This window comes from Pseudomonas batumici, assembly GCF_000820515.1.
Lineage (GTDB): Bacteria > Pseudomonadota > Gammaproteobacteria > Pseudomonadales > Pseudomonadaceae > Aquipseudomonas > Aquipseudomonas batumici.
Map to the genome: position 1 here is coordinate 290,952 of NZ_JXDG01000003.1, position 24,072 is coordinate 315,023.

Below are 24,072 nucleotides of genomic sequence, written 5' to 3' on the forward strand. Positions count from 1 at the left end.
TTATTTTTGTGACTCGTCGCGATTTGTTATTTGCTTACAAGAACCGCTCACTTACAACTCAGGAACTGGTAGCAGCGCTGACCGAATTGAACACCGAAAGACGGTTTTCGCTGACGGCTGGGCAGCAGGGCCTCTGGGTGGCAGGGCATTTGTCTGATCAGGCATATGCATACAACGTTCCGCTGTGTTTCCGTATCGCAGCGACGATCGATGTGCCGACATTGCGCACGGCGTGGAGCCTGACGCTTCTCGAACATCCCTCTTTGCGTTCGGTTATCGAGCAACAGGCTGACGGTCAACCGCTTCAGTGTGTGCGGCCGTGGGAGGTCTTGCCGTTTAAACATGAAGATGTATCGGCACTGGACGAGAATGCCATCGAATCTTTGATTCAACAGCATGCGCGCGCGCCGATATCGTTGTGCAACGGCCCCTTGTGCAGATTACATCTGTTGTCGAAGGGGGAGCACGAGCACATTGCCCTGATCATCGTTCATCACATCGTATTCGATGGTGGCTCGGCGGAACCTCTGCTCGAGTCGCTGCTCGGCAAGTATCGGGCTTTGCAGCGTCAGGAGTCGATTGTAGCGCCTCTGCCGTCATCTGTGGATTACGCCGATTTCGTGGAATGGGAGCGCGAGTACTTCGAAAGCGATGCCGTACAGCAGCATCGACAGTATTGGCAAGATCAACTCACCGGTACGTTACCTGTTCTGGCGTTGCCCACGGACCGTCCGCGGTCGACAGTGTCCGGCGTCGATGGGCGTACCCACGCTCATGTGCTGCCTGCAGGGCTGGTCGAACGGATCCGCCAAGCCGCCCAGGCGCTGCGGGTCAATGTCAGCGTGTTGCTGCTCGGAGTATTCAAGCTTCTATTGCATCGTTATACCGGCGAGTCAGAACTCGTCGTCGGGGTGCCGACCCTCGGGCGTCCTCAATCCCGGTTCGACAAGATCGTCGGATATTTCGTCAACACCATCGCATTGCGCAGTCGGATCGAGAGCGACCGGCCATTCGCCGAGTGGGTGCAGTCGCTGCAACGAACGATGAATGACGGCCTCGACCACGCCGCGTATCCCTTCGCACGGGTTGTGAGCGATCTTCAAGGGCCACGGGACGGTACCCATCAGGCGGTGTTTCAGGTCGCCTATGAGTATGAGAGTGGCAGCATGTTTGACTTTCGTCGCACATTGGAGCGCTTCGAAGAGTTGCTGCTCGAACCGTACGAGTGTGTCCAGCAGGATGGCTACTACGAATTCGTACTGGAAGTGGTGGAGCGTGATGCAGGTCTGGTGGCGAACTTCAAATACGACGCGAACCTGTTCGACGAAGGTACCGTCGCGAGGATGGCCGTTCACTACGAAAACATCCTGACACAGGTGTTGAACCAGCCTCATCTGGCGTTGGGCGCCTTTCATCCAATGACTGACGAAGAAGCGCAGCGGCAACTCGTTCAGTGGAATGCGACAGATGCTGCCTATCCTGAAGACCGCTGTGTACACCAGTTGATCGACGATGTGGCGAGCCGTACACCGAAAGCGACCGCCGTGGTTTTCGGCGAACAGTCGCTCACCTATCGGGAGTTGAGCGAACACAGTGAGCGGCTTGCCGCACGTCTTGCGGACAGCGGTGTACGACCTGGTGATCGTGTCGGCGTTTGCCTGGAGCGCTCGCTGGCGTTACCAGTCTGTCTGCTTGGCATATTGAAGGCCGGAGCTGCCTACGTTCCGCTTGACCCGGCATTTCCTCGTGATCGCCTGCAGCACATGCTGCAGGACAGCGGTGCACGGTGTGTGGTCGTCCAAGAGCGGCAGCGCAGTTTGGTCGAAGAGGTGGCTGGCGATGCTACGCAGATCGTGTGTATCGACCAGGACGAATGGCATAAGAACCAACCACCCGCCCCGGCAGCGGCCGAGTGGCACGCTGCGCTGGCCAGCCGGACAACAAGTTCCACCGCACTGGCCTATGTGATGTACACATCGGGGAGTACCGGTCAGCCCAAAGGTGTAATGATAACGCATCAGTCATTGACGAATTTTCTGATCTCGATGAGTCGTGAACCCGGAATAACGGCTGATGACCGGCTCTTGGCAGTGACAACCTACAGTTTCGATATTGCCGGACTCGAGTTGTATTTGCCGCTCATTGTGGGTGCGACCTGCCATTTATGCGATGCGGCCCTGGTCAAGGATGCCGAGCAGTTGAAGCAGGAAATCGCCCGAGTCCGCCCGACGATGATGCAAGCGACACCAGTGACTTGGTCGATGCTGCTGCAGGTAGGCTGGCGCAATGAAACCCGCACGAAGATTCTGTGCGGTGGCGAAGCGCTTTCGCAGGCGTTGCGTACGTGCTTCGTCGAGTCTGGATGGGACGCGTGGAATCTGTACGGTCCCACAGAGACCACTATCTGGTCGACCGTCGAAAGAGTCAGTGACATCGATGCGCATTCCATTGGCAGGCCAATCGCCAATACCCAGATCTACATTCTCGATCAATATCAGCAACCGGCTCCGATTCTCGTGCCTGGTGAGTTATGCATTGGGGGCGCCGGGCTTGCCTCGGGCTACTTCAATCAGCCGACGCTGACGCAGATAAAATTCACCGATAACCCGTTCAAACCAGGTAGCAAGCTCTACAGGACCGGCGACCTGGCGTATTGGCGGGCTGACGGTACGCTCGGCTATATCGGTCGTATCGACGGGCAGGTGAAAATTCGGGGTTATCGCCTTGAACTGGACGAAATAGAAGGCTGCCTAAATCGGCATCCGCAGGTTCGCAGTTGCGCAGTTGCGGTCGTGGAACTGGACGGGCACAAGTCCCTTGTCGCTTGCTGCATGCTGGACCACGGTTTTGACTTGAAGTCCAAGGCGGCAGTGCGCTCCTTACGCGATCATCTCGGTGTGACGCTGCCGGAATACATGATTCCGGTGCAATTCATCGAAGTCGACGGGTTGCCGCTAACTCCGAACGGCAAGTTGGATCGACGGCAACTGACGGCGATGGCCTCGGCCGTGATCACGACCGATCGTGATACGTCCGAGTCGGCGCCAGAGCAATCCGGTGCACCTGGCGAAGCCTCACGCACAAGTATCGAACTGCGCGTGCGGCGTATCTGGCAGAGCGTGCTGATCACGAACAACCTGGGGAGCGATGAAGGATTCTTCGACGCCGGTGGAGACTCGATGTCAGCGGTTATTGTGGCAGCGCGAATCAAGGCGGATTTCGACTGCCAGTTCGATGCCACCGACATGTTCCGTTTCGGCACGATTCGACGAATCGCTGAGCATCTGGCAGATTCATTGACCGATCATATGCAGTCTGTCGGGCAGCATTGTGTCAGCGAGCAAGCCGCACGGCATTCGCCGGAGCCGCAAGGACTGCCGGTCAACGCTGAACCGACGTCCGACATACCGGATTACTACGATGAAAGTGTCGCGATTATCGGTATTTCCTGTCAGCTCCCGGGAGCTGAAAGCCATCGCGCGTTCTGGAAGAATCTGGCTGACGGCACCCAGAGCATAGAGGTTCTATCACACCAGGCGCTGCGTGACGCCAATGTTCCTGACGAGATTCTCGCCCGGGATGATTTTGTACCCGCCCTGGGACGCATTACCGGCAGAGAGTTCTTCGACGCCGAGTTTTTCAAGGTTTCGCCGCGTGATGCCGAACTCATGGACCCCCAATTGCGCCTTCTGCTGCAGCATGCGTGGAACGCCATCGAAGATGCGGGCTACGTGTCAAAGGAAATCCCCGATACCTGCGTGCTGATCGCCAGCAGCCGCAACGGTTATGCGACCGGACAGACAGGAACCAGCGGTGCCGACGTGCTACACAGTAGCGAGCAATACGTGTCCTGGCTGCTGTCGCAGAGCGGTACGATTCCGACGATGATTTCCCATCGACTCGGACTCAAAGGTCCCAGTCTGGCCGTTCACTCGAACTGCTCGTCTTCCCTGGTTGCCTTGAATGTGGCCTACCGCAGCCTGCTTGCAGGCGAAGCACGGCAGGCGTTGGTCGGTGCGGCCGCTCTCCTTTCCCCGTGCGACTTGGGCTACGTCTATCAGAAGGGCCTGAATTTTTCGAGCGACGGGCGCGTCAGAACCTTTGATGCATCCGCCGACGGAATGGTCGGAGGCGAAGGCGTGGCGGCGGTGTTGCTCAAGCGCGCGACCGAGGCGGTTGCCGATGGTGATCACATCTACGCATTGATTCGTGGTATTGCGCTTAATAACGACGGTGATGCCAAAGTAGGGTTTTATGCGCCAAGCATGGAAGGTCAGACAGATGTCATCGAGAAGGTGCTGCGTGAAACCGGCATCGATCCGCAGTCCATCAGCTACGTAGAAGCGCACGGTACGGGCACAGAGCTCGGTGATCCGATCGAGCTGGCGGCGCTCAGCAACGCATACCGGCTCCACACAGATCGAACACAGTTCTGTGGAATAGGCTCGGTCAAGACCAACATCGGCCACCTGGATACCGCTGCGGGTCTGGCGGGCCTGATCAAGGTGGCATTGAGCCTTTCAAAGGGCGCGATGCCGCCGACTCTGAACTACCATACGCCTAATCCCCAGTTCGCCCTCGACCGCTCGCCGTTCTATGTTGTCGACCATTACACCGCCTGGCACCAGGATCACGGCCCGAGACGGGCAGCGCTGAGTTCCTTCGGTATCGGTGGCACCAATGCCCATGCGATCCTTGAGGAGGTGACAGCACCGGTACGCCGACAGTTGTCTCCGTTGTCGATTTATCCGGTACTGCTGTCTGCCAGAAACGATGCACGCCTGCATGACCGTGTAGTTGCGCTGTATCGCTATTTGCTCGAGAGCGAACCGGCGTCAATCGACATCGCTGATCTTGCCTATACCTTGCAGGTCGGGCGTGAACCGATGGAGCAGCGGCTGGCGATAGTTGTCACCTCACTGGAGGACTTGCAGGAAAAGTTGAGCGCCTGCATCGAGCATCTTGCCGATGCCAGCCAGATACCGGGCTGCTATCGTGGCCACACGCAGGGTAGCGATGAGCAGTTATCGATCTTCAATACCGACGACGTACTGCAGCAGGCTATCGGAACCTGGATCGAGCGCGGTCAATACGATCGGTTGTTGGAGCTGTGGGTAAAGGGCCTGGCGTTTGACTGGAAGAGCCTGTACCGCACAGAGGGACCGCTCGCGCAGACACAACCGCGGCGGATGCCGCTTGCGACGTATCCCTTTGCCAAGGAACCCTACTGGAAACCGTCGCCGGCACCGGCGAGCGGGGAGGAGCGTTCAGACACGCGCCGTGTAGCATCAAAGGGAAGTGAATGCCTGTTGTTCGGCGAAGAGTGGCAGGATCTCGCGTTGAGCCAAAGTCCGCAGAATGCGCCACAGACCGTCGCGATGTTTCTCACCGATCCAGGCCTCCAGCGCGAAGTGGCGCAAGCTGTCGAGCAACTTTGCCCAGGCGTGCGCTTGGTATTTATCCAGCAAGCCGTTGCGCATGAAATCATCCCGCCGCACGCAGGCATGGCGCTCGAAGCGGATACGTTGGTTCGCTACACGGTACGGCGAGAGGAGTCGCAATCCTACGCTCGGGTGTTTACCCGTATCCAGCAGGCGCAAGGTTCCATCGATGCGATCTGGTATGGCTGGGCGCTGGAAGACGCAACGTGCGTAACTGATCGGCAGCCGATTACCGGCCTTCTACAGGCGCTGGCCCATGCAGGCACCGGAAATATTCGCGTGATATTGGCGGGCGTCTACGACACTGACGTGGCGCGCTGCCACATCGAATCGTGGATCGGCTATGAGCGTTCGGTACCGCGAATTCTGCCGGCGGTTCAGACCGCCGTCATTCTTGAGGAATTGAACGGACATGCCTCTGCCGACAATCACATCAGCACCTTGGCGATGGGGCCGTGGGCGCAACGGCTGTGGCGTGAGTCGTGTGCCCGGACCCTCGAGAGTGCACATTATGTCGATGGTCGCCGTCAGGTGTTGCGCGTCACCCCGCTCGAATGGTTTGGTGATGAAGCGGCCGAAGTCTTTCGCGAACACGGTACTTATCTGATCACTGGCGGTCTGGGCAGTCTCGGCTACGCGTTTGCCAGGCACCTGGCGCAGCGCTATTCAGCTAACCTCATCCTGACCGGCCGTTCCAGTCTGAGTGCCGACGGGCAGGCCATGCTTGATGTATTGCACGCCTCGGGTGGGCGCGCGCGCTATGTTGCCGCGCACATGAGCGACGCAGAGCAGATGCGCTCGGCCTTGGAACAGGGCGAGGAGTTGTTCGGCGAAGTGCACGGGGTGATTCACGCGGCCGGGGCGGACAGCGATGCGACTCTCCTGACAGCGGGCTTGCGAGATATCGACGCGGTGACACCGCCGAAGATTGCCGGGACTCTGGTGCTGGCCGAACTCCTCAAATGTCGCCAACTGGACTTTGTCTGCTATTTCTCGTCCAGCGCCGCCATTCTGGGTGATTTCGGTCTTTGCGATTATGCGGTGGGCAATCGTTTCGAACTCGCCCATGCCAAGTACACGAAACACAAGGCCCTGGCTATCTGCTGGCCGCTGTGGGCGGATGGTGGGATGGGATTGAAGGACGCCGCCGGGACCCGGCTTTATCTGCAGTCGAGCGGGCAACGCACGCTCGGGACGCAGGAAGGCATCGACGTGTGCGAACGGCTGCTTGCGCAGCATCGTCTCGATGGGTTACGTCATGGGCTGGTGATGGTTGGGGAGCGCGACCGGATTCACAAGATGCTCGGCGTGGCGTCGGCCGAACCGGCTGGCACCCTGTCATCCTCGTCTGTGCACAGCGAGCAACCGAGCGCTGAAGAGCAGGGCTTATCCGTCGACCAATACGTGCTGTGGCAACTGAAAGAACAGGCCAGAGAGCTGTTGAAGCTGCCGTACGACCGGTTGGGCCAGGAAGTGAATCTGGTTGATTTCGGGTTCGATTCCATTGCATTGGTGACGTTTGCGAAAAAATTGTCCCAGTGCTTTGGTTTCGATGTGTTACCCAGCGTTTTTTTCAGCCATTCGACATTGGGCAAGCTGACGAGCCATTTCGTCGCGGAACATGCCGACCTGCTGAGGTATCGCCAGCAAGAGCACGTCGGCGCGCGAACGCGGGTTACCGTCCGTGGCGAAGTGTCCATGCCGGCAGTTGATATCCCAGGGTTGGCTCGCGAGGCGGTGCCGGCCGACTCGCAGGCGTCCACTGTTGCGCGGCGTGGCCTCGCGCCGCAGGAACCGATGGCAATCATCGGCATGAGCGGACGTTTTCCCGGTGCACGCGATGTTGACGAGTTCTGGCATGTGCTTCTGGAAGGACGGGATGCCGTACAGGAAATACCTCTTACACGCTTCGATTGGCGAAACTACTACTGCGCGCCAGACACATCGGTCGGCGCGCAACAGATACCCGTCGGCAAGACCAACGGCAAATGGCTGGGGATGATTGATGGGGTCGAGGAGTTCGATCCGTTGTTCTTCGAGATATCGCCGAAGGAAGCGCAGTTGATGGATCCGCGGCAACGTCTGCTATTGCAAGAGTCGTTCAAGGCGCTCGAGGATGCAGGTTATGGCAATACTCAGTTGTGTGAGCACAGAATCGGCATGTTCGTCGGCGCGGAACAGGGCGACTACCAGACACTGGTCGGTAATGCCGGAAATGTAACGGCCAATCACGACGGCGTCTTGGCGGCTCGTCTGTCGTACTTCCTGAACCTGCGCGGCCCAGCGATGGCGATCAACACATCGTGCTCGTCGGGACTGGTCGCTGTGCATCAAGCCTGTGCAAGCCTGCGGGCCGGGGAATGTGATACCGCGATCGCGGCAGGCGTAAACCTCATTCTCACACCGCAGGTGTACGTGGATTTGGGGCAGGCGGGAATGCTTTCGTCGAATGGGCGGTGTCATGCCTTCGATCAGCGTGCCAGTGGAATGGTCCCTGGCGAGGCAGTTGTGGCGATAGTGCTCAAGCCACTGTCACAAGCGGAGGCGCAGGGCGATACCATCTATGCGGTGATTCGCGGCAGTGGTCTCAATCATGACGGCAAGACTAATGGCTTGACGGCACCGAGCGGGACATCGCAAACAGAACTGATCAACGATGTTTATGATCGGGCTGATATACGTCACGCGGACATCGACTACATCGTGACTCACGGCACGGGGACACGGCTGGGAGATCCGGTAGAGATCAATGCGTTGCGAGATGCCTTCAAACGCACGTCGGCGGCAATGCCGTTCTGCGCGCTGACGTCGACGAAGTCGAATGTAGGCCATGCTTTTGCGGCCTCGGGTCTTGTCAGTCTGGTGAGCCTGGTACAGGCACTGCGGCACCAGACTATTCCGGCGAGTCTGCACTGCGAACAGTTGAGTGACTATATCGACTGGACCCAAAGTCCGTTCTACGTGAACACCTGCAACCGGGAATGGAAAAGGGCGGCGAACAAGGCCCGCTTCGGCGCAGTGAGCGCATTCGGCATGAGCGGTACGAACGCGCATATGGTTCTACAGGGGTACGAAGCCAAGCGTCGAGACAGTTCTTTCGACATACGTCCCTGCTATTTGCTGGTCTTGTCGGCCAAGTCGGAGCAAGCGCTACGCCAGCGCGCCGATGATCTGATCGCCTTCCTGAAGGAGGGGCGAGAGCAGTGGTGCAACTCCACGTTGGCAGCGCTGAGCCATACGTTGCTCAATCATCGTCAGCACTTCAACTTCCGTTCCGCGATGTGGGTCACTGATTTCGATGAAGCACTTCATGCTCTGGAGCGGGTCAACACCGAAAATGGCTCACCGCTAGGCGTGTGGGCAAGGGTCTCCCGGGATTTCGAGGAGCAGGCGGCGCTCAGGCAGCAGGGGCAGACCATACTCGACAGCATCGGCACGCTTTCAAACGACCCACATCTCTATAGGCAATCGCTCGCGGTGCTTGCCGATCTCTATTGCCAGGGCTATGAATTGCCGTGGCGCAGGCTGTTCGGCAAGGAGCCGCCGCAGCGCATCTCCCTTCCCACGTATCCGTTCCTGAGGGAGCGATATTGGATCGATGAGGATCGATCCAATGAATGGGAGTGGATGCGAGAGCCGGTGAACGATCAGATGGCACAGGTGAACTCGCCTCGATCCGAAGACAAAACAGTATTGTTACTGGCCCCGTCCTGGGAGCCGAAAACCCTGTCGGAACAGAGTGCCGGAGCAGACCGCTGGGCAGAGCAGCGGGTGATGCTGGCGGGAGGTTTTGCGGCGCACCTGAGCGAGCTGCAAGCGCGTGGACCGCTGGCGCAGTGGGTGTTGCTCAATGGCGGGTCGAGCGGCGAAGGCTTTTCTGCCGAGCCCCTGCTGGCGGTGGGTGCGCAGGTGTTTGCCGATGTGCAGTCGATGTTGAAGGCCAAACCCAGGCAGCCGGTGCTCCTGCAGGTGGTGACCGAGAGCACTTCTGACCAGGGCCAGATGATGCTCGCGTTGGCCGGATTGTTCCACAGCGCAAGGTTGGAGAACCCGGCGTTCGTGGGGCAGGTGATTGCCCTGCCGCGAACGGTCACGGCGGATGAGATGGGCCGGGTGCTGGTAGAAAACGCGGGCGCGGCGGGCCGCGAGGATACGCAGATTCGCTATGTGGCGGGTCGACGGCAAGTGGCCGTGTGCACGCCGCTGAAGGGTGGAACAGGGGGGACACCGTGGACCGTGGGCGGGGTGTACCTGATCACCGGTGGTGCCGGAGGTCTGGGGCTGATCGTTGCGCAGGAGATCGTGCGCCAGGTGCGCGATGTGACGATAGTGCTGGCCGGTCGCTCGCAACTGAGCGAGGCGAAACGCCTGGAGCTTGAGGCGCTGCAGGCCCGAGGCAAGGGCGTTCGGATCGAATACCGTGAGATGGATGTGAGCGATGCCGATGCGACACGGGCCGGTGTGGCGCAGATTGTGGAACGACACGGCGGGCTCAACGGGATCATCCACAGCGCCGGCATTATTCATGACGGTTTCATCATCAAGAAGAGCTCTGCGCAGTTCCGTTCGGTGCTGGAGCCCAAGGTGCTCGGTGCGTGGCATCTGGACGAGGCGACGCGCGACCTTGAGCTGGACTTCATGATCCTGTTCGCCTCGATGTCGGGGGTGGCGGGCAACGTAGGGCAGAGCGATTACGCGATGGCTAACGCGTTCCTGGATGCGTATGCGCACTATCGCAACGGGTTGGTCCGGGTAGGACTGCGACAGGGCCGAACGCTGTCGATCGATTGGCCGCTGTGGGCGGAAGGTGGGATGGGCGTCGATGAGAAGACGCTGGAGCAGATGCGTGCGCAGGGTCTGGACACACTTGAAACGGCGGCCGGCATCGATGCTTTGTACCTTGCATGGGCCAGTGAGGAGTCTCAGGTGATGGTATCGGTACAGCTGCAAAACGTACCGAATGAACGTGCACTGTCTGTGCTCGAAATGTCGTCGCCGAACGATGCTGCAACGTCCATGGAGGATCAGATCATCGTCGACTCCATTGCCCTGCAGTCTCGTAGCCTGCAACGTTTGAGACAGTTGTTCAGTGATGTCACGAAACTGGGCGCGGAGAGGATAGATGTGGACGAGCCATTGACGGCTTACGGCATCGATTCGCTGATGATCCTGCATCTGAATCGCAAGCTCGACGAAGTCTTCAGCAAGTTGTCGAGGACGCTGTTTTTCGAATACCCGACGCTCAGAAAGCTGGGCGAGTACCTGACCAGTGTGCGGCAAGTCGAATGCATGCGCTGGTGCGGACTGCAGTTGAATCCACCGATGCCGGCTACCCGACACGAAGAGGTTGCGAGAGACGACAGAGCCCCGGACGAAAAACGGCTTGAGCGTCCACATCCTGTGCGTTCGTCGGCCGATCCGATTATGCGCGAAGGCATCGCGATTATCGGCTTGAGCGGTCGTTACCCGGGAGCACGAACAGTCGCAGAGTTCTGGGAGAATCTACGCGATGCAAAAAACTGCATCAGCGAGATACCTGGCGAACGCTGGTCCTTGACTGGCTTCTATGAACCCGACATGGAGACGGCGCTGGACCAGGGCAAGAGCTATAGCAAGTGGGGGGGATTCGTTGAAGGCTTTGCGGATTTCGATCCACTGTTCTTCGGTATCTCTCCGCGAGAGGCCACCAACATCGATCCGCAGGAGCGGCTGTTTCTGGAAGCCAGTTGGAGCGTGCTTGAAGATGCCGGTTATACGCGGGAAAGCCTAGCCGCACGGCATGCTGGAAATGTCGGGGTGTATGTTGGCATCACCAAAGCGGGATTCAACCTCTATGGTCCGCCGCTGTGGCAGCGCGGAGAGAAGAGCATGCCCTACACGAGCTTCAGCTCGGTCGCGAACAGGGTATCTTATGTACTCGATCTGCATGGTCCGAGCATGCCGATCGACACCATGTGTTCTGCTTCGCTTACAGCGATCCATGAGGCTTGCGAGAACCTGCTGCGAGGCGAATGTGAACTGGCGATCGCCGGTGGCGTCAATCTGTATCTTCATCCCAGCAGTTATATCGGTCTATGCGCACAACGCATGCTGTCCCTCGATGGGCAGTGCAAGAGTTTCGGCGCGCAGGGCAACGGATTCGTGCCGGGTGAGGGCGTTGGTGCGGTGTTGCTCAAGCCTTTGGGTAGAGCCATTGCCGATGGCGATCACATCTATGGCGTGATCAAGGGCACGAGCGTCAACCACGGAGGTAGGACGAACGGCTATACAGTGCCGAGCCCGACGGCGCAGCGCGATCTGGTGCTTGCAGCGCTGAGGAAGGCCAACGTCGATCCGCGAACGATGAGCTACATCGAGGCGCATGGCACCGGCACGGAGTTGGGCGATCCGATCGAGATCGAGGGGTTGGTGCAGGCGTTCGAACAGTACACGCACGACAAGCAGTTCTGCGCCCTGGGCTCGGCGAAATCCAATATCGGCCATCTGGAAAGCGCAGCGGGTATTGCGGGGGTCACCAAAGTGCTGCTGCAAATGCGGCATCGCACCCTTGTGCCCAGCTTGCATTCACACCACTTGAATCCACTGATCGATTTCGCGCGTACACCCTTCAGGGTCCAGCAAGCGGTAGGTGAGTGGCCTCGTCCGGTCATCGACAGCAATGGCATGTCAATGGAGCATCCGCGGATCGCAGGCGTTAGCTCCTTCGGTGCCGGTGGCGCGAATGCCCATGTGATTATTGAGGAGTATGTCGAACCACACTCGGGATCGACCCATGGACCTCGGTCGACACTGAACCAGCCGGCACTGATCGTCCTGTCGGCCAGGACACATGAGCGGCTGAACCGGTATGCGCAGCAGTTGCTGGTGCATGTGTCGGGGCCTTTGGTGACCGATTCGGACCTCTACCGTATAGCCTACACGTTACAAGTAGGCCGAGAGGCGATGGAGCATCGACTGGCCTTCACGGCAATGACAATAGACGGGTTGCGGCAAGCGCTGACGGCGTTCATCGAAGGTCGTGTCGAAGCCGGCGGCATCGAGTTGCTTTATTGCAATGACGTCAGGAAGCACAAGGATGTTGTTTCAGTCTTCAATACTGACACCACAATGCGCCAGGCGGTTGCGCAGTGGATTGGGCAAAGGGAGCACGCACAGTTTCTTGAGCTTTGGACCAAGGGCCTTTCCTTTGACTGGGCACAGCTTTACGAAGATGCCGGTGTATATGGGCCGGAAGGCGCCTGCCGCATCTCGTTGCCCACCTATCCTTTTGCGTGCAAGAAGTACTGGCCGGGTGACGCACATGACAGGAGTGACGCCGCCAAACCTGCACCCGAACCCAGTATGGTTGTACCACCTCGCATAGCAGAGACATCGAGCAACGGCCAATCGTTCGGCATCGCGCTGACTGACCCGGCGAGCGGCAGTATCCCGTCGGGCATCACTGCGCAGCGCCAACTCGTCCTTCAGGACATCGTCGTAGCCGGTGATTCGGTCGATGACGCCACATCGGTGGACGCGCTCAGGCTGGCGCTCATCGAAGGTCTCGCGAAGGTGCTTTACCTGGAAAGCAGCAACCTGGACATCGATACGGCGTTCAGTGAACTGGGTCTGGATTCGATTACTGGAGTCGAGTGGATCCGTACGCTGAATCAGCAGTACGGCACGACGCTGGCGGCCACACGTCTCTATGACCATCCGACAGTCCGAGCGCTGGCCGATTATCTGCTCGCTCAGCAAGTTTTGCCGAACCGTTATCCGTCGGTGCCGCACAAACGACCAACCGCCTTGTTTCAGTGTGCAGCAAGCTCCTCGCAGCGACATTCACATGATGTGCTGAACGTTTCGGCTGCCGACGAAATTGACTCTATCTACCCCATGGACGGTGCAATGTCTCTAGATGACTTCAGAAGCGAACTGGCCGAAGGCTTGGCGAAGGTGCTCTATCTGGAAGGCCAGGATGTCGAAATGGACACGGCGTTCAGCGAGCTGGGACTGGATTCGATTACTGGCGTTGAATGGGTACGCAACCTCAATAAGCGATATGACTTGGCGTTGGTGGCGACACGACTTTATGACTATCCGACGATCACCAGACTGGCCGATTATCTGCTTGCACAAACATCGGTCCGGCCACCTGTCTCAGGCCGGGAGGACTCGCCGGCTGTGATGTTGCAGGCCGGTGGCAAACCGTCCGCTATTGCGTTGCCGGATCTGTCAGCGGTGCCCGATCCTGACTACCTGAGGCAGGATCATGCGCGCTTGGGCCAATCTGTGACAGATGACGTGTCGGCGCAAACCGTCCGGACGTTCGCAGGCGCGAGAAGCCCCGCGATGTCACATGAAGAACTCAGTGCCGAGCTCGTTCAGGGGCTGGCGAAGGTGCTGTACCTGGAACACGATGATATCGATAGGGATACAGCCTTCAGTGAGTTGGGGCTGGACTCGATTACCGGGGTCGAATGGGTCCGCGACCTGAACCGTCGATACCAAACCTCGCTGGGAGCGTCGCGACTTTACGATTACTCCACTATCAAGATGTTGGCGAGCCATTTGCTGAGCCAGGAAGCGTTCCGCTCGCGTGACGCATCCATGAACGCTCCTGCACCTGGGCCGACAAGCGGATGGATGGCTACCGCGACTGCATCGGACAAGCGGAATGAGCCGGTGAGCATTGCATTCGTGAAGACGCTGGCGCCCCCGCAATCTTGGGCACCCAAGCCTGCATCACCACCTGAAGAGTTGGTCTCCGGCACGCAGCAAGTGCTTCTGGATGGCATCGCGGTGATCGGTCTGTCGGGTGCATTCCCCAAGGCGCGTAATGCGCAGGTGTTCTGGGAGAACCTGGCGCAGGGGTTGGATTGTGTGTCGGAAATTCCATCGAGCCGCTGGTCGATCGAGGAGCATTACGACCCGAACCCTGAAGCCGTGGGCAAGACGTATTGCAAGTGGATGGGATGTCTGGAAGAAGCGGACCGGTTCGATCCGTTGTTTTTCAACATTTCACCGGCAGAAGCGATTTCCATGGATCCGCAGCAGCGTCTGTTTCTGGAGCACAGCTGGAGCTGCATCGAGAACGCCGGGATCGATCCGCAGAGTCTGTCGGGCAGCCGGTGTGGGGTATACGCGGGTTGCGGGCCGGGTGACTACGGGTACACGCCGGGGGGCAGCGGCCTGACGGCACAGGTGCTGACGGGCAACTCATCGTCGATTCTGTCGGCGCGGATCTCTTACTTTCTGAACTTGAGAGGGCCGTGCGTGGCGCTCGACACTGCGTGCTCGTCGTCCCTGGTGGCGATCGCGCTGGCGTGCGACAGCCTGGTGGGCGGCAGTTGCGATGTGGCACTTGCCGGTGGTGTCTGTGTGCTGACCGGGCCGAGCTTGCACATCATGACGAGCAAGGCGCGCATGTTATCGCCGCAAGGCCGTAGCTTCGCCTTCGATGCTCGGGCGGATGGTTTCGTCCCGGGTGAGGGCGTGGGTGTGTTGCTGCTCAAGCGTTTCGCGGACGCAGTACGAGACGGTGATCAAATCCAGGGCGTGGTACGCGGCTGGGGCGTGAATCACGACGGGAAGACCAACGGGATGACGGCGCCGAGTGCCAATTCCCAAGCCAGCCTGGAGAAGGACGTGTACGCGCGGTTCGAAATCGATCCGGCAACGATCACGCTGGTCGAGGCGCACGGTACCGGCACGAAGCTGGGTGACCCCATCGAGGTGGAGGCACTGACGGCCTCGTTCCAGGCCTACACGCAGCAACGTCATTACTGTGCGCTGGGCTCGGTGAAGAGCAATATCGGCCATCTGCTGGCGGCGGCGGGGGTCAGCGGGGTGATCAAGGCATTGCTGGCGTTGCAGCACCGGATGCTGCCCCCGACCATCCAGTACCAATCGCTGAATGAGCACGTGATGCTCGACGGTGGACCGTTCTATATCAATGAGGCGCTCAAGCCCTGGTCGTTGGAGGGCAGCGGTTCACGACGTGCCGCGGTGAGTTCGTTCGGGTTCAGCGGTACCAATGCGCACGTGGTACTTGAAGAGTACGCGGCGCGGCGCGGCGGGCCGACGACGGAGCCGGTCACAGTTGAACGCCCGGGGTTGATCGTCTTGTCTGCCAGGAGCGATGAACGCCTGAAGGCGCAGGCGCTACAGTTGCTGGATCACCTGCAGGCGCAACCGCGCAGCGGCGCTGACCTGGCGGACATCGCCTATACCTTGCAGACCGGTCGGGAGGGCATGGAGTACCGGGCGGCGTTGATGGCGCGAACGCCGGAGCAGGTTGTCGCCGCGCTGAACGATTTCATTGCGGACAAGCGCAGTGTCGATGTGCAGGTTGGGCGCGTGCAGAAGACGAAGGAGGCCGGCTGGTTATTTGAAGGCGATGAGGATGTCGGCACGCTGATCGAGGCTTGGATCAGCAAGAACCGATTGAAGAAGTTGGCCGAGGCGTGGGTGCGCGGGCTGGATATCGACTGGAACCGGCTGTACCCGTCCACTCGCCCAAAACGGGTTTCGTTGCCCACCTACCCATTCCTCAGAGAGCGGTATTGGTTGGAAACACCGCAGCGCTCGGGCGCAGCACTGGTTTCGGTCGCAGCCAGGTTACATCCGTTGTTGCATCAGAATACTTCCAGCCTGAGCGAACAACGCTTCAGCACATTATTGAGCCGTGAAGATTTCTTCCTGTCGGACCATGTCGTTCAGGGACAGCCTGTGCTGCCAGGTGTGGCTTATCTGGAGATGGCGCGTGCGGCAGTGCTGGCGTCGCTGGACCTGCAAAACCCCGATCCATCAGCCATCGAACTGAGGGACGTGGTATGGGCACGGCCGCTGACGGTCCATGACACCCGACACGTGCACATCTGCCTGAACGGCGATGAAAATGGGCAGGTCGAGTTTCAGGTATACACCGACGAGGATGAGCGAATTGTTCACGCTTGGGGGCGAGCCTCGACGAACGTTGCCACGACTGACGAAAACCCGATTGATCTGTCGCTGCTGCGCAGTCAGTGTGAAATGTCGTTTGAGGCCGAGCAGTGCTATCAAGCGTTCAACTCGGTGGGCCTGGACTATGGTCCCGCCCATCAGGGGTTGACTGTTGTCCGGAAAGGGACGGACGCCGCGCACATCCCTTTTGTGTTGGCACGTGTGGCCTTGCCGGTCTGCATAAGCGGCACGAGGGACCAATACGTCCTGCACCCGAGTGTGCTGGACAGTGCGCTGCAGGCATCCATCGGTCTACTGCTTGATCAGCACGATGAGGCGATCAGGCCTGCATTGCCGTTTGCGCTCGAACGCTTACAGATTCGCGAGCATAGCCCCGACCAGGCGTGGGTGATTGTGCAATCGGATGCGAAGCATGACGGGGCTGTCACTGACGGCAGCCGTAAATGGGATGTCACGATATGCGATGACAACGGTCATATCTGTGTCCGCTTGAGTGGCTTGACCTCACGGGTGATGAGCAGCGAGGGGGCGAGCGCGGTGCAATCCGAAGACAAAACAGTATTGTTACTGGCCCCGTCCTGGGAGCCGAAAACCCTGTCGGAACAGAGTGCCGGAGCAGACCGCTGGGCAGAGCAGCGGGTGATGCTGGCGGGAGGTTTTGCGGCGCACCTGAGCGAGCTGCAAGCGCGTGGACCGCTGGCGCAGTGGGTGTTGCTCAATGGCGGGTCGAGCGGCGAAGGCTTTTCTGCCGAGCCCCTGCTGGCGGTGGGTGCGCAGGTGTTTGCCGATGTGCAGTCGATGTTGAAGGCCAAACCCAGGCAGCCGGTGCTCCTGCAGGTGGTGACCGAGAGCACTTCTGACCAGGGCCAGATGATGCTCGCGTTGGCCGGATTGTTCCACAGCGCAAGGTTGGAGAACCCGGCGTTCGTGGGGCAGGTGATTGCCCTGCCGCGAACGGTCACGGCGGATGAGATGGGCCGGGTGCTGGTAGAAAACGCGGGCGCGGCGGGCCGCGAGGATACGCAGATTCGCTATGTGGCGGGTCGACGGCAAGTGGCCGTGTGCACGCCGCTGAAGGGTGGAACAGGGGGGACACCGTGGACCGTGGGCGGGGTGTACCTGATCACCGGTGGTGCCGGAGGTCTGGGGCTGATCGTTGCGCAGGAGATCGTGCGCCAGGTGCGCGATGTGACGATAGTGCTGGCCGGTCGCTCGCAACTGAGCGAGGCGAAACGGCTGGAGCTTGAGGCGCTGCAGGCCCGAGGCAAGGGCGTTCGGATCGAATACCGTGAGATGGATGTGAGCGATGCCGATGCGACACGGGCCGGTGTGGCGCAGATTGTGGAACGACACGGCGGGCTCAACGGGATCATCCACAGCGCCGGCATTATTCATGACGGTTTCATCATCAAGAAGAGTTCTGCGCAGTTCCGTTCGGTGCTGGAGCCCAAGGTGCTCGGTGCGTGGCATCTGGACGAGGCGACACGCGACCTTGAGCTGGACTTCATGATCCTGTTCGCCTCGATGTCGGGGGTGGCGGGCAACGTAGGGCAGAGCGATTACGCGATGGCTAACGCGTTCCTGGATGCGTATGCGCACTATCGCAACGGGTTGGTCCGGGTAGGACTGCGACAGGGCCGAACGCTGTCGATCGATTGGCCGCTGTGGGCGGAAGGTGGGATGGGCGTCGATGAGAAGACGCTGGAGCAGATGCGTGCGCAGGGTCTGGACACACTTGAAACGGCGGCCGGCATCGATGCTTTGTACCTTGCATGGGCCAGCGAGGAGCCTCAGGTGATGGTATCGGCCGGCGATGGAAACAAGCTTGAACGCTTGCACGGATTGCTCGCACCAACCGCATGGGTAACGCCAGAAACGCAGGCAATGAAGGCGGCGAGCGCAAACCATGTTGAACCCGCCGCCCTTGGTCAGGGTGAGCTGCAAGAGAAAACCCTGCGTTTTCTGACAACGCTGCTATCGGCACCATTGAAGCTCGCTGCGGACCGTATCGAGCCTGATGTGGGGCTAGAAAAATACGGCATTGATTCGATCCTGGCGCTGCAATTGGTGAGCGAACTGGAGCGTCCGTTCGGCCCGTTGCCGAAGACCTTGATGTTTGAATGCCAGAGCGTTGCCGAATTGGCCGGCTATTTCATCGAGCATCATCGTCAGGCGCTCGTTAGCGCGTTGAAACTGACGACGCAGGCACCGGCGAAGGCTGCGGCGGCACCGGCTGCAAGCAAGGGGGCGGTCGCTGCGATGGCCGCAACCGGTATGCAGAAGCCTCGTCGCGAAAGATTTGTCGCGCCGTTACCATCGCATCGCAACGCTGTTAGACGCTCCAAAGCGATCGATATCGCGATTATCGGCTTGAGCGGCCGTTATCCGGGGGCCTGCGACGTCAACGTATTCTGGGACAACCTGAAAGCGGGGACGGACAGCATCGTTGAAATCCCGGCCGAGCGTTGGGACCATCGCGAATATTTCGACGCAGACAAAGGCAAACCGGGCAAGAGCTACAGCAAGTGGGGTGGATTCATCGACGGTATTGATGAGTTCGATTCGCTGTTTTTCAATATATCGCCGATCGAAGCGCAGCACATGGATCCGCAGGAACGATTGTTCCTGCAAACGGTGTATCGAACCATCGAGGACGCCGGATATACCACCGGGACGTTGAGCCGCGGGGGCAGCCCGGAGTCAGACCGCGACATCGGCGTCTTTGTCGGCGTGATGTACGATGAATACCAACTCTATGGCGCGCAGGCACAGGCGCTCGGCGAGCCTTTCGCTTTAGGCACAAATCCGGCGTCGATTGCCAATCGCGTGTCCTACTTCTGCAACTTTCACGGGCCTAGCCTGGCCATCAATACAATGTGCTCGAGTTCGCTGACGGCGATTCATCTGGCCTGCCAAAGTATCCGGCAACATGAGTGCGGTCTCGCGATCGCGGGCGGGGTGAATGTATCGATTCATCCCAATAAGTATCTGGCGTTGGCACAAGGTCAGTTCGCCTCAAGCAATGGGCGTTGCAAAAGTTTTGGTGCTGATGGGGATGGTTATGTCCCCGGCGAAGGTGTGGGTGCCGTGCTCCTGAAGCCGTTGGCCGACGCTTTGGAGGATCGCGATCACATTTATGGTGTGATCAAGGGCACGAGCATCAATCACGGTGGTAAGACCAATGGCTATACCGTGCCGAATCCGAACGCACAGGCGCAGGCAATCGTTTCGGCACTGCGAAGCGCTGACGTGGACGCGCGAGCGGTCAGTTATATCGAAGCGCACGGCACGGGAACGAGCCTCGGCGACCCGATCGAGATTGCCGGTTTGACCCAGGCATTCTCGCGGCATACATCCGATAAGCAGTATTGCGCCATCGGCTCTGCGAAATCGAACATCGGCCATCTGGAAAGCGCAGCGGGTATTGCCGCGCTGACTAAGGTGCTGCTCCAGATGAAGCATCGAATGCTGGTGCCGAGCCTGCATGCTACCTCGCTCAATCCGCATATCGACTTCGCAAAGACGCCGTTCGTGATGCAACAAGGTCTGGGCGAATGGAAGCGGCCCGTCGCCAAGGTCGATGGAGCGATTCATGAGTTTCCACGAATAGCCGGGATCTCCTCGTTCGGCGCGGGGGGGGCGAACGCACACGTGATCGTTGAGGAATATCGCCCAGCGCAGCAGGACCACACCCGGGATGAGATTGTCAGATCAGGACATCCCCTGCTCATTGTGCTGTCCGCCAGGAGTCAGGAACAGTTGGCGGAACAGGTGAAGCAACTGCTTGCCCATGTTTCTACCGGTTCCGTTGCGGACACCGACCTCCCGCATATCGCCTATACGTTGCAGGTCGGGCGACAGGCGATGGACTACCGGCTGGCGATGACCGTGATCACGGTCGAAGAACTCACCGTCAAACTCGCTCGCTGCGTTGAAGACAAGGCCGAGTCGGGAGTATTCGACGAGTGCTATCGGGGCGATACGAAGAAGAGTAAGGATGCACTGGCGATCTTCGGAGTCGACGATACCCTGCAACAGGCCATATCGCAGTGGGTCGAGCAGGGCCACTACACACGGCTGCTGGAACTGTGGGTCAAGGGGTTGCCATTCGAGTGGGAGCGTTTGTACGAGGAGAGCTCGAGTTACTGTCTCATGAGACCAAGGCGTGTTTCGTTGCCAACCTATCCTTTTGCTCGGGACCGGCACTGGATCCCGAAAATGCCGACCCTGGGTAGCACTGCCGCAGCGCTTACGTTGTCGCCGCAGACCGTTGTGCTCGAGCCATCCGACGCATCGGCCGGCGCAGCCATGGTGCGCGGCGAACGCCTGTTGAGCAAGACTTGGCAAGACAGTCCGACCCTTACTCGTACAAGCGAACTGCCGAGCATGGTGATTGTGTGCACCAGGGCGACTCGAACGCTGGCGGATCGACTGGCCCAACGGTCGACGAAAAGCCTGGTATTCGTCCTGGACGACGAGCTGTCGCAACCTGTTGTTCCGAGTGCTTTGCGCGGCTACTCGACCTGGATCGATCTGGAAGGATGCGACGCCGTGAGCCGGCGCTCGCTTGACTGGTTTGCCTCGTTGCAAGACTGGATCAAGGGTGATCCTGGGACAGACGCGCTGGCACTTTGCGTGACATGTGGGTTGGAAGCTTACGAAAACCCGACGCCAACGCTGAGCGGTGCGGATCGAGTCGGTTTATACCGGATGCTCTCAAGCGAGCATACGCGACTGCGCTCGCGTCATGTGGACGTCGACCCCAACGAGGACGAAACGGCGTTCATCGAGCAGATCCTGGCGGAGTGTGACACCGGCCTCGACGAACTCGAAGTGTGTTATCGCCAGGGCGTACGCTACCGCGCCGTTCTCCAGGAGATGCCTCAGGGCGACGATGCGTGGACAGTGGATGCCGCCCGGTCTCCGGTGTTTCCGGACGGACAGGTGCTATGGATAACAGGAGGAACACGCGGGCTTGGATTGGCGTGCGCGCAGCATTACGTACGTGAGCACGGCGTCAGGAAGCTGGTCTTGATGGGGCGGGATGTATTTCCGGCGCGAGCCGACTGGGCACGCGTGCAGTCGGAAAATACGCCGCTCAGCGAGAAGATCCGCGCCGTGCTCGCACTGGAATCGCAAGGGGCTCAGGTCCGGGTGCTGTCGGTGCCTCTTGCCCAGGTGACGGCGCTCAAGGCGAGTCTGCAAGCGGTCAAGGACGAGTGGGGCCCGGCCGGCGGCATTATTCATTGTGCGGGGGCCGCTGATACCGAGACTCTGGCGTTTCTCGACAAGTCTGCTGCAAGTATGCGCCAGGTCCTCGAGCCGAAGGTGACCGGGCTCGATAACCTGATCGATTGCTTCTCCGGTGAGCCGTTGCAGTTTTTCCTGTTGTTTTCGTCGATTGCCAGCGCGGTACCGAGCCTTGCGGTCGGTTATAGCGACTACGCGATGGCGAACGCCTACATGGACTATGTAGCGCAGACTTTTGCGGCGCGACTGCCGATTCGCAGTATTCAGTGGCCTAGCTGGAAGGAAACCGGCATGGGTGAGACGAAGAGTGTGAGGTATCGGGAGCTCGGCTTCATCAGTCACACCAACGATGAGGGGCTCGGAATGCTGGATAACCTGCTTGCGCGGCAGACAGCCCCGACGATATTACCGGCAGTCGTCGATGCCAGCCGTTGGCAGCCGGAAAAGCTGCTGCAGGCCGTTGTCAGACAGACGCCCGCTACACCGCGCCGAGCACTATCCGGTGCAACACCTGACTCGACGATGACAAGCGCATCCCGCACCGACGTGCAGTTGTGGGTGACGCAACTCGTTTCACAGGCGCTACACATGGATGCATCACGAATTGAAATGGATACGCCATTGCCCGACTACGGCGTGGATTCCATCATGCTGGCGCAGTTGCTGCGCCTGGTCAGCGAGCGGGTCGGCCAACCCATTGATCCGTCGATACTGTTCGAACATCAGACCATAGAGGGATTCGCGAAATGGCTGACGGACACCTTCGGCGCAGTATTGAGGAACCCGCAAGCCTCTGACGCTGCGAGCACGAACTCGGAGCCTCGGGTCGCAGAGCAAAGAAGCGCTGAGTCTATGTCGTTGCCACACCGCGAGTCTCGCACGGAGCCGATGCACTTGCCCGATACGCAATCCGGCACCGCCGGGCTCGATATTGCGGTCGTGGGAATGTCCTGCCGGTTCTCGGGGGCAAGCGACATTGACGAGTATTGGCGTCTGCTGTCCCAAGGCCGCTCGGCCATTCGCCGTGTGCCGCACACCCGCTGGGGGCAGGCGAGCAACTACCATGCGGCCACCTTCGATAACGCTACGTCGTTTGATCGGGAGTTTTTCCGGATCTCGCAGGCCGATGCTCAGGCAATGGACCCGCAGGCATTGCTGGTGCTGGAGGAGAGCCTGAAGCTTTGGTATCAAGCAGGTTATACGCCAGAGCAGATCAAGGGCCGCTCGATAGGTGTGTACCTGGGAGCGCGTAGCCAGCCGACCACGGATGCGGCCGCGCTCGCAGCGGCGGACAACCCGATCATGGCCGTGGGTGCAAACTACCTGACAGCCAATGTCTCCCGATTTTTTGATTTGAGAGGCCCCAGCGTTGTCATCGACACGGCCTGCTCATCGGCCTTGGTCGCCATGAATATCGCGATCCAGTCATTGCGCAGTGCAGAGATCGAATCGGCGCTGGTCGGTGGTGTGAGCCTGCTCGACGGCGATCACGCACTTCGTTTGTTTGAGCAGCGAGGAATACTCAGCCCGGAGCCGGCGTTCCATCTGTTCGATCGACGCGCCCGTGGCGCGATCCTTGGTGAAGGTGCCGGTCTGGTCTGGCTCAAGACGCTGGATCAGGCCCTTCTCGACGGCGATACCGTCTATGCGGTGATCAAAGGGCTGGCGATCAATAATGATGGACGAACGGCCGGTCCCACGGCGCCGAGTCTGCAGGCTCAGAAGGAAGTAATGGAGCAGGCGCTCGCCCGCAGCGGCAAGCAGGCAGAGGATATCGACTATATCGATGTGAACGGCTCAGGAACGGAAGTGACTGATCTACTTGAGTTGAAGGCCATTGAGGCCGTTTACCGGCCATCCAGTCAGCGTGTGTGCGAGCTGGGTTCGATCAAACCCAATATCGGGCATCCGCTGTGCGCCGAAGGTATCGCCAGCTTCATCAAGAGCGTGCTCATGCTCCACCACGGCCGACGTGTTCCGTTCCTGTCCGGCCAGGAGCCGATGCAGCACTACGATCTGTCGGCATCGCCGTTTCGCTTTACGCGCTGTGGCGACTCGCTCGAGTCGGGCCCCAGCGTTACCGCGATCAACAGCTTCGCTGACGGCGGTACCAACGCACATGTGATCTTGGAGGCATGGCGCGACACGCAAGCCCGATCTGTCGCTCACTCACCGATCACGCCGCCGACCTTGCAACCGGTCGAGTGCCGTGGTTCAGCAGCGGATCACACCGGCGAGTCGAGGGCGGCGCAGCAACCGGAGCACACCACGCCCGCTGCGATACCGCAAGAAAACCCGAAAACCTCAGTAGAGACCATGGTGAGGGAGGAAATGTTGTTTGTGCAAAACGCTATCGAGAGGCTCTCGAATCAGCGTGGCGCCGGATGGGGACAGACACATAATTTCTGGAAGTGATTCTGGATCGACGCCGCGTGGA

1 protein-coding gene is annotated in these 24,072 nt (G+C 59.5%); it reads left to right on the forward strand.

Annotation, left to right across the window (positions count from 1 at the left end):
* Positions 1–8: 8 nt before the first annotated feature.
* Positions 9–24,050 carry a non-ribosomal peptide synthetase gene (locus UCMB321_RS30540; protein ID WP_157015836.1) on the forward strand — a complete coding sequence of 8,014 codons (24,042 nt, stop codon included), beginning with the start codon at positions 9–11 and terminating at the stop codon, positions 24,048–24,050.
* Positions 24,051–24,072: the final 22 nt, after the last annotated feature.